Here is a 7,582-nt window from a genome sequence, read left to right as displayed (position 1 = left end):
CAGTCAGGACTTACACAGACCATCTGACACGCCCGTCGAGGCATTTCGTGAACACTCTCGGCATGATCGCCAGACACCATGACGCGACCGTGACATCCGCCAGCACCATCTCCGCGGGAGTGAAATCCGCGGTCCGCCGCAGCAGGGTCCGGAACCATTCCGCCGGGAATTCCCCCGCCTCCAGGGCTTGGGTGCAGCGAGGCAGCAGATCGACCGCTCGGTGGGCGTCGGTGATGGCTTTGGCGGCCTGCCCGCGGGTGCAGCGCATCGCGACCGCGACCATCAGGTCCTGCTGCTCGACCTCGTACGGGTCTGCGTCCATCTCCTCGCGCCCCGCCCAGAACGGCGCCAGCGCCACGAACCGGCGGGAGAGCTCGTAGGACTCGTCGACGCCCTCGTCCCAGAGGGCACGGACCTGCCCGGTCAGCTCCGCACCCGGCCGAGCCTTCACCCTGCGTGCCACGACATCCCGGCAGACCGGCTTCGTCGGTTCCTTCACGATGAACAGAGGCTTCACACCGTCCGGGGGCGCGGCCACGAACCGGGGCGTGTGGACGTGCATGTCCTCGCGCTGACGCTCGGTCATCTGCTCCAGATCGTCCAGGATCGCGAAGGTCGACTCGACCGCCCGCTCCCCGGGCAGGTCCAGACGCCCCTGCAACTCCGGCTGCTCCACCGCACTCACACCACCCACCCCCTTCCCTCGGCATTCCACGAACCGACACGTGCTCTGTCGATCGGGAACCCTGAAACAACGGACGCATTCAGAAGATCCGTCGGCCTCACCCATGAAACCGCGATCTCTCGCGCCCGATCGATATGTCCGATTCTATCCCGCCGTACCGTGAAAAACCAGACCTCAATCGAGAATGTGGATAAGCCGGGAAAACTTCCTTCCCTCCACCCCCGCCCGCCCAGTAGTGGATAACCCCGTGGAAAACGCCCCCTTGTGGAGGAACCGCGGATACCGAGCCGACGCGTACTCGACACCAGATCACGTCGCACGTCGAGAGGGACACGGGTCGACCCCTCACTCCGATGGATCGCGCCGCACCGGCACGCCCGCCCGTCCTCCCCACCCCGCCGCCCCCACCCCACGACGAGACCGATTCCACCGCGACCCCCGGTGACCCGTCCGTCGGCGCCGACGTAGACTGATGCCCATCGGCATCGACCCGGCCATCACCGGCGAGCCGCGGGAAGAACGGTCAGGGGCCCGAGCGCGCAGCGCGAGCGGCCCGTCGGCCCAGTAGAACCCGCCGGGACCAGCCCGTCACAGCTGAGGAACGAGGGGACGCCTCCCGGGGCGTCAACCGAGGTGGTACCGCGCACGCGCACCGACCCGCCGCAGGCCGGCAGGGGAGGGGAGCGGCGTCCTCGGACAGCACAGTCGCCGTCCGCCTACGCCCCGCTCGGAGGTCCCCATGGTCTATCCGGTCTCCGGAGACCCGCTCGTCCCCTCGCCGAACCTTCCCGATCTCGAGAGCCGCATCCTGCGGTTCTGGGACAGGGACGACACCTTCCGCGCATCGATCGCGCAGCGCGAGGGCGCCCCCGAGTACGTCTTCTACGACGGGCCGCCCTTCGCCAACGGGCTCCCGCACTACGGGCACCTGCTCACGGGCTTCGTCAAGGACGTGGTCCCGCGCTTCCGCACGATGGACGGGTACAAGGTGGACCGCCGCTTCGGCTGGGACACCCACGGCCTGCCCGCCGAGCTCGAGGCCATGCGCGAGCTGGGGATGACGGAGAAGTCCGAGATCGAGGAGATGGGCGTCCAGGCGTTCAACTCCGCCGCGCGCTCCTCCGTGCTGAAGTACACGAAGGAGTGGGAGGAGTACGTGACCCGGCAGGCGCGCTGGGTCGACTTCGAGAACGACTACAAGACCCTCGACGTCTCCTTCATGGAGTCCGTGCTCTGGGCGTTCAAGACGCTGTGGGACAAGGGTCGCGCCTACGAGGGCTACTACGTGCTGCCCTACTGCTGGAACGACCAGACGCCGCTGAGCTCCCACGAGCTGCGCATGGACGACGACGTCTACCAGGACCGCCAGGATCCGACCGTCACCGTCACCTTCCCCTTCGTCGGCGAGAAGGCCGAGGAGCTGGGGCTGGCGGGCGTGAAGGCCCTCGCCTGGACGACGACCCCGTGGACCCTGCCCACGAACTTCTCCCTGGCCGTGGGCCCGGAGGTCGAGTACGCGGTGGTGCCCGCCGGGCCCGAGGGAGCGGCCGACAGCGGGGTCGCCGGCACCGACCGCTACCTGCTGGCCGCGGCCCTGGTCGGCGAGTACGCGAAGGAGCTCGGGTTCGCGAGCGCCGAGGACGCCGTCGCCGCGGTCGAGGAGCGGGCCTACCACGGCGCCGAGCTCGAGCACATGGCCTACGAACCGCTGTGGACCGTCTACTCCGAGGACCGCGAGCGCTGGGGCACCCAGAACGCGTGGATCGTGACGGTCGCCGACTACGTCTCGACCGACGACGGCACCGGCGTGGTCCACCAGGCCACCGCCTACGGCGAGATCGACCAGCAGGTCAACGCCGAGTACGGGATCCCCGTGATCGTCTCCGTCGACGACGGCGCGCAGTTCCTCGACTACTTCCGCGGCACCGCGCTCGACGAGATCGCCGGGCTGCAGGTGTTCGACGCGAACCGGCCGATCATCCGCAACCTGCAGCGCGAGCATCGGCTGATGCGGGAGAAGAGCCACGTGCACTCCTACCCGCACTGCTGGCGCTGCCGGAAGCCGCTCATCTACAAGGCCGTGAGCTCCTGGTACGTGAAGGTCGCCGATCAGCGCGAGCGGATGCTCGAGCTCAATGAGCAGATCGACTGGGTGCCCGGCAACGTCAAGCACGGCCAGTTCGGCAAGTGGCTCGAGGGCGCGCGCGACTGGGCGATTTCCCGCAACCGCTACTTCGGCTCGCCGATCCCTGTGTGGAAGAGCGACGACCCGAACCACCCGCGCATCGAGGTGTACGGCTCGCTCGCGGAGCTCGAGGAGGCCTTCGGGACGCTCCCGCGTGACGAGTTCGGCGAGGTCAACCTGCACCGGCCGTACATCGACGAGCTCACCCGGCCGAACCCCGACGATCCGAGCGGGAAGTCGACGATGCGCCGCATCACCGACGTCTTCGACGTCTGGTTCGACTCCGGCTCGATGCCGTTCGCGCAGGTGCACTACCCCTTCGAGAACGCCGAGTGGTTCGAGAGCCACAACCCCGCGGACTTCATCGTCGAGTACATCGGCCAGACCCGCGGCTGGTTCTACATGATGCACGTGCTGGCCACGGCGCTCTTCGACCGTCCCGCGTTCACCTCCGTCATCTGCCACGGCATCGTGCTGGGCGAGGACGGGCAGAAGATGAGCAAGTCCCTGCGCAATTACCCCGACGTGCGCGACATGTACGCGACCTACGGCGCGGACGCGATGCGCTGGTTCCTCATGAGCTCGCCGATCCTGCGCGGGGGCAACCTCATCGTCGACGAGGCGAAGATCCGCGACGCCACCCGCCACGTGGTGCTGCCGCTGTGGAACGTCTGGTACTTCCTGGGGCTGTACGCCAACGCCGCCGGCCCGAAGGACGCGGACGGCCGGCCCCAGGGCTACCAGGGGCGCACCCGGTACGAGTCCGACGACGTCATGGACCGCTACCTGCTGGCCCGCACGGGCGTGCTCGCACGGGGCGTGCGGGAGTCCTTCGAGGCCCTCGCGATCGCCGATGCCGCCGAGAAGGTCCAGGACTACCTGGACATGCTCACCAACTGGTACGTGCGCCGCTCCCGCGACCGCTTCTGGGAGGGCGACGAGCAGGCGATCGACGTGCTCTCCACGTGCCTGGAGACGCTGTGCCGCGTGGCCGCGCCGCTGCTGCCCATGGTCTCCGAGGAGATCTGGAAGCAGCTCACCGGCGGGCGCTCGGTGCACCTCACCGACTGGCCGGATCCGGAGCTGTTCCCGGCCGATCCGGACCTGGTGGCGCAGATGGACGACGTGCGGCACGTGGCGAGCGTCGGCAACTCGCTGCGCAAGAAGGAGGGGCTGCGGGCGCGCTTGCCGCTCGCCCAGCTCACCGTGGTCCACCACGACCCGGCCTCCCTCGCGCCCTTCGCGGAGATCATCGCCGACGAGCTCAACGTCAAGGACGTGCGGCTCGTGGACGTGGCGAGCGAGGAGTCGCGGTCGATGGGCGTCGAGCAGCGCCTCAGCGTGAACGCGCGCGCCGCCGGCCCGCGCCTGGGCAAGCAGGTGCAGGCCGTCATCAAGGGATCGAAGACGGGCGACTGGTCCGTGGCCGAGGACGGCACCGTGACCTCCGGCGGGATCGTTCTGGCCGACGGCGAGTACTCGCTGGATCTCGTCGCCGGCTCCGACTCCGCGGCCGAGGGGCGCGCGATCGGCGTGCTGCGCGGCGGCGACTTCCTGGTGCTCGACACCCGGGTGACGCCCGAGCTCGAGGCCGAGGGCACCGCGCGCGACGTGGTGCGCGCGATCCAGTCGGCCCGACGGGACGCGGGGCTCGACGTCTCGGACCGCATCACCCTCACGGTCTCGGGAGACCAGGCCGTCGTCGACGCCGTCGCCGTCCACCGCGACCTGGTCGCCGGCGAGGTCCTCGCGACCGCGCTCGAGGTGCCCGCCGAGCCCGCTCCCGGAGCGCACGCGGCGAGCGAGAAGGTCTCCGGCGGCACGGTGACCGTGTCGGTCGCCAGGGCCTGAGGCGGCGGGGACCCGGCGCGTCGGCTCGATGCGGGCGGCGCCGGGTCCCAGACTGTCGGGGCGGTCCGCGCGCTGGGCGCCGCCGCGGAAGGAGCCCCGGATGAACACCATCGCGCACAGCGGAGTCCCCGCGGGCGCGCCGATCGACGCGCTGGCCGCGGTGGCCATGGCGAACCTCTCGCGGCCGTACCCGTTCGCCGCCCACCACGTGCAGACCTCCGCGGAGGATCTGCACCAGCCCGCCCTGATGCACCCCGCCTTCGCCTCCTCCTTCGACTGGCACTCGAGCGTGCACATGCACTGGCTGCTCGCGTCGCTCGTCGAGGCCACGGCCGCCTCCTCCTGGCGCGAGCAGGCGCTGGAGCTCCTCGCGGACCACCTCGCCCCGCAGAAGCTCGCGGCCGAAGCCGCCTACCTGCGCGAGAACCCCACCTGGGAGCGGCCCTACGGGTGGGCCTGGGCGGCGCAGCTCGTCATGGCGCTCGGGGAGGCCCGCACACCGGAGCTGCGCTCGCTCGCCGGCGCCGCCGCCCCGCTGCTGGACGATGTGCTCGCCCTCGTGCGCAGCTGGCTCCCGCGGACTCCGCTGCCGGTGCGTCACGGGCTGCACACCAACACCGCGTTCGGCCTGCGCCGCGTGCTGCGCGCCGCCCGCGCGACCGCCGCCGACGAGGCGAGCGACGAGATCGAGCAGGCCGCCCGGCGCTTCTTCCTCGAGGATGCCGACTGGGCCTTCGACCAGGAGCGCAGCGGCCAGGACTTCCTCTCCGCCGGGCTCAGCGAGGCCGATCTCATGATCGAGGTGCTCGACGAGGACGAGCTCGCCGCCTGGCTGCCACGCTTCCTCTCCCGCCTGCATCCCGGTTCCGAGGTGCTCCGCCCCGTCCCCGTGATCGATCCGAGCGACGGCTACCAGTCGCACCTCGACGGGCTCGGCCTCACCGCCGCGGCGAGCGGCCTGCGCATCGCCGACGCGCTCGAGCGGATCGCATCCCAGGACTGCCGGGAGATCACGGCAGCCCTGCGCGATGCGGCCCCGCCCCTGATGGAGCCCGGTCTGCGCTCCGCCGTCTCCGAGGAGTACATGGCCTCCCACTGGCTGGCCACGTTCGCCTGGGAGGCGCACCTCGCCCTCGCATCCCGCACCCGCTGAAGGAAGCGCCCATGTTCGTCCTCATCGGGGTCGCGCTGGTGATCATCGGCTTCGCCCTGCGCATCAACCCCCTCCTGGTGGTGACCGCCTCCGGCATCGTCACCGCCCTGATCGGCGGCCTCACGCCGCTCGAGATCCTGAGCACCTTCGGGACCGGGTTCGCCGGCTCCCGCTCCATCACCACCTTCGTGCTCGTGCTGCCGGTGATCGGCCTGATCGAGCGCTACGGCCTGCAGGCCGCGGCCGGCAACCTCATCCGCAGGCTGAGCGGCCTCACCGCCGGACGGCTCCTCGCCCTGTACATGCTGATCCGCCAGGCGACCGCCGCGATCGGCCTGCAGTCCGTCGCCGGCCCCGCCCAGACGGTGCGGCCGCTGGTGTTCCCGATGGCGGAGGCCGCCGAGGAGCGGCGTCGAGGAGCCGCGCCGAACGAGAAGGCCACCGAGACCATCAAGGGGTACTCGGCCTCGGCCGACACCGTCGGCGTCTTCTTCGGGGAGGACGCCTTCGTGGCGATCGGCTCGATCCTCCTCATCACCTCCTTCGTGGACACCACCTACGGGCTCACCCTCGAGCCCATCCAGCTGGCGCTGTGGGCCGTGCCCGTGGCCGTGATGGCCTTCCTGGTGCACGGCACGCGGCTGCTGCGGCTCGACCGCAGGCTCGACCGGCTCGCCGGCGCCGTCCCCGTCCCGCAGGGAGGGGCGAAGTGATCTCCAACGAATGGCTCTACTGGCTGATCGGCGCCTTCTTCCTCACCGTCGCCGTGCTCGTCGCCACCCACGAGGACCACTCGCGCAGGCTCGGCTCCGCGGCGTTCTGGGGGCTGCTCGGCCTCTCGTTCTTCTACTCCACGTTCGTGGTCGCAGGCTCCGCGCCCGCCTGGGTGCTGGGTATCGCCGTGCTCGCGATGGTGGCGATCGCCGGCTTCGGCGGTCTCGGCAAGGGCACCGAGCACACCACCTCCGAGGAGGAGAGGGCGGGGTTCGCGGCGCGGCTGCGGGGGCGGCTGTTCATCCCCGCGCTGCTCGTGCCGGTCGTCACGGTGATCGTGGCGCTGCTCGGCCCGCGGCTCAGCGTGGGCGGCCAGCCGCTGCTCGCGGAGGGGTCGGCCACGCTCACTGGCCTCGGCGTGGGCGCGCTGGTCGCCCTCGTCGTCGCGTGCATCATCCTGCGGCCGCCGCGCCTGTCGGTGCCGTTCACCGAGAGCACGCGACTGCTCGAGGCCATCGGCTGGGCGGCGCTGCTCCCGCAGATGCTCTCGACCCTCGGAACCCTGTTCACCGAGGCCGGCGTCGGCACCGCGGTCGGCGACATCTTCGGGTTCATCGTCCCCGAGGACGTCCTGGTCTGGGGCGTGATCGCCTACTGCGTCGGCATGGCCGTGTTCACCGTGATCATGGGCAACGCCTTCGCGGCCTTCCCGATCATGACCGCGGCCGTGGGCTGGCCCATCCTCGTGGAGAACTTCCACGGCAACGCCCCCGCGGTGTTCGCCCTCGGGATGCTCGCCGGCTTCTGCGGCACCCTGTGCACGCCGATGGCCGCGAACTTCAACATCGTGCCGGCCGCCCTGCTGGAGATGAAGAACAAGTACGGCGCGATCGCCGTGCAGATCCCGACGGCGCTGATCATGCTCGTGCTCATCACCGTGTTCATGTGGGGCTTCGCGTTCTCGCACTGAGCATCGGCCTGCGGGGAGGGCGGC

5 protein-coding genes are annotated in these 7,582 nt (G+C 70.5%); 4 read left to right on the top strand and 1 reads right to left on the bottom strand.

From position 1 onward, the window contains the following. Window positions 1-10: 10 nt before the first annotated feature. Window positions 11-676 carry a DUF222 domain-containing protein gene (locus tag FHG10_RS18265; protein ID WP_227488221.1) on the bottom strand — a complete coding sequence of 222 codons (666 nt, stop codon included), beginning with the start codon at window positions 674-676 and terminating at the stop codon, window positions 11-13. A 748-nt stretch (window positions 677-1,424) separates the two neighbouring features. Between FHG10_RS18265 and ileS the strand changes: the two genes are divergently transcribed. The 4 genes from ileS (at window position 1,425) to FHG10_RS12360 (ending at window position 7,558) form a co-directional block, all read left to right on the top strand. Then, a complete protein-coding gene (ileS, locus tag FHG10_RS12375) occupies window positions 1,425-4,721 on the top strand; it encodes an isoleucine--tRNA ligase (RefSeq protein WP_152353627.1) in 3,297 nt (1,098 codons plus the stop codon). 100 nt (window positions 4,722-4,821) lie between these two features. Further along, on the top strand, window positions 4,822-5,874 hold the full coding sequence (locus FHG10_RS12370) for a DUF2891 family protein (RefSeq protein ID WP_152353626.1): 1,053 nt from the start codon (window positions 4,822-4,824) through the stop codon (window positions 5,872-5,874). Window positions 5,875-5,885: 11 nt separating this feature from the next. Continuing rightward, a complete protein-coding gene (locus tag FHG10_RS12365; RefSeq protein ID WP_152353625.1) occupies window positions 5,886-6,587 on the top strand; it encodes a DUF969 domain-containing protein in 702 nt (233 codons plus the stop codon). Continuing rightward, window positions 6,584-7,558 carry a DUF979 domain-containing protein gene (locus FHG10_RS12360; RefSeq protein ID WP_152353624.1) on the top strand — a complete coding sequence of 325 codons (975 nt, stop codon included), beginning with the start codon at window positions 6,584-6,586 and terminating at the stop codon, window positions 7,556-7,558. Before FHG10_RS12365 ends, FHG10_RS12360 begins: the two co-directional genes overlap by 4 nt. Window positions 7,559-7,582 lie beyond the last annotated feature (24 nt).

The organism is Brachybacterium subflavum (assembly GCF_009299795.1).
Taxonomy (GTDB): domain Bacteria; phylum Actinomycetota; class Actinomycetes; order Actinomycetales; family Dermabacteraceae; genus Brachybacterium; species Brachybacterium subflavum.
The sequence above is the reverse complement of the archived record's forward strand: the minus strand, read 5'-3'. Positions and strand labels throughout refer to the sequence as shown.

Bases quoted from the DNA above. Each gene is read 5' to 3' on its own strand.
- ileS (WP_152353627.1), top strand. From the start codon at position 1,425: ATGGTCTATCCGGTCTCCGGAGACCCGCTCGTCCCCTCGCCGAACCTT.
- FHG10_RS12370 (WP_152353626.1), top strand. From the start codon at position 4,822: ATGAACACCATCGCGCACAGCGGAGTCCCCGCGGGCGCGCCGATCGAC.
- FHG10_RS12365 (WP_152353625.1), top strand. From the start codon at position 5,886: ATGTTCGTCCTCATCGGGGTCGCGCTGGTGATCATCGGCTTCGCCCTG.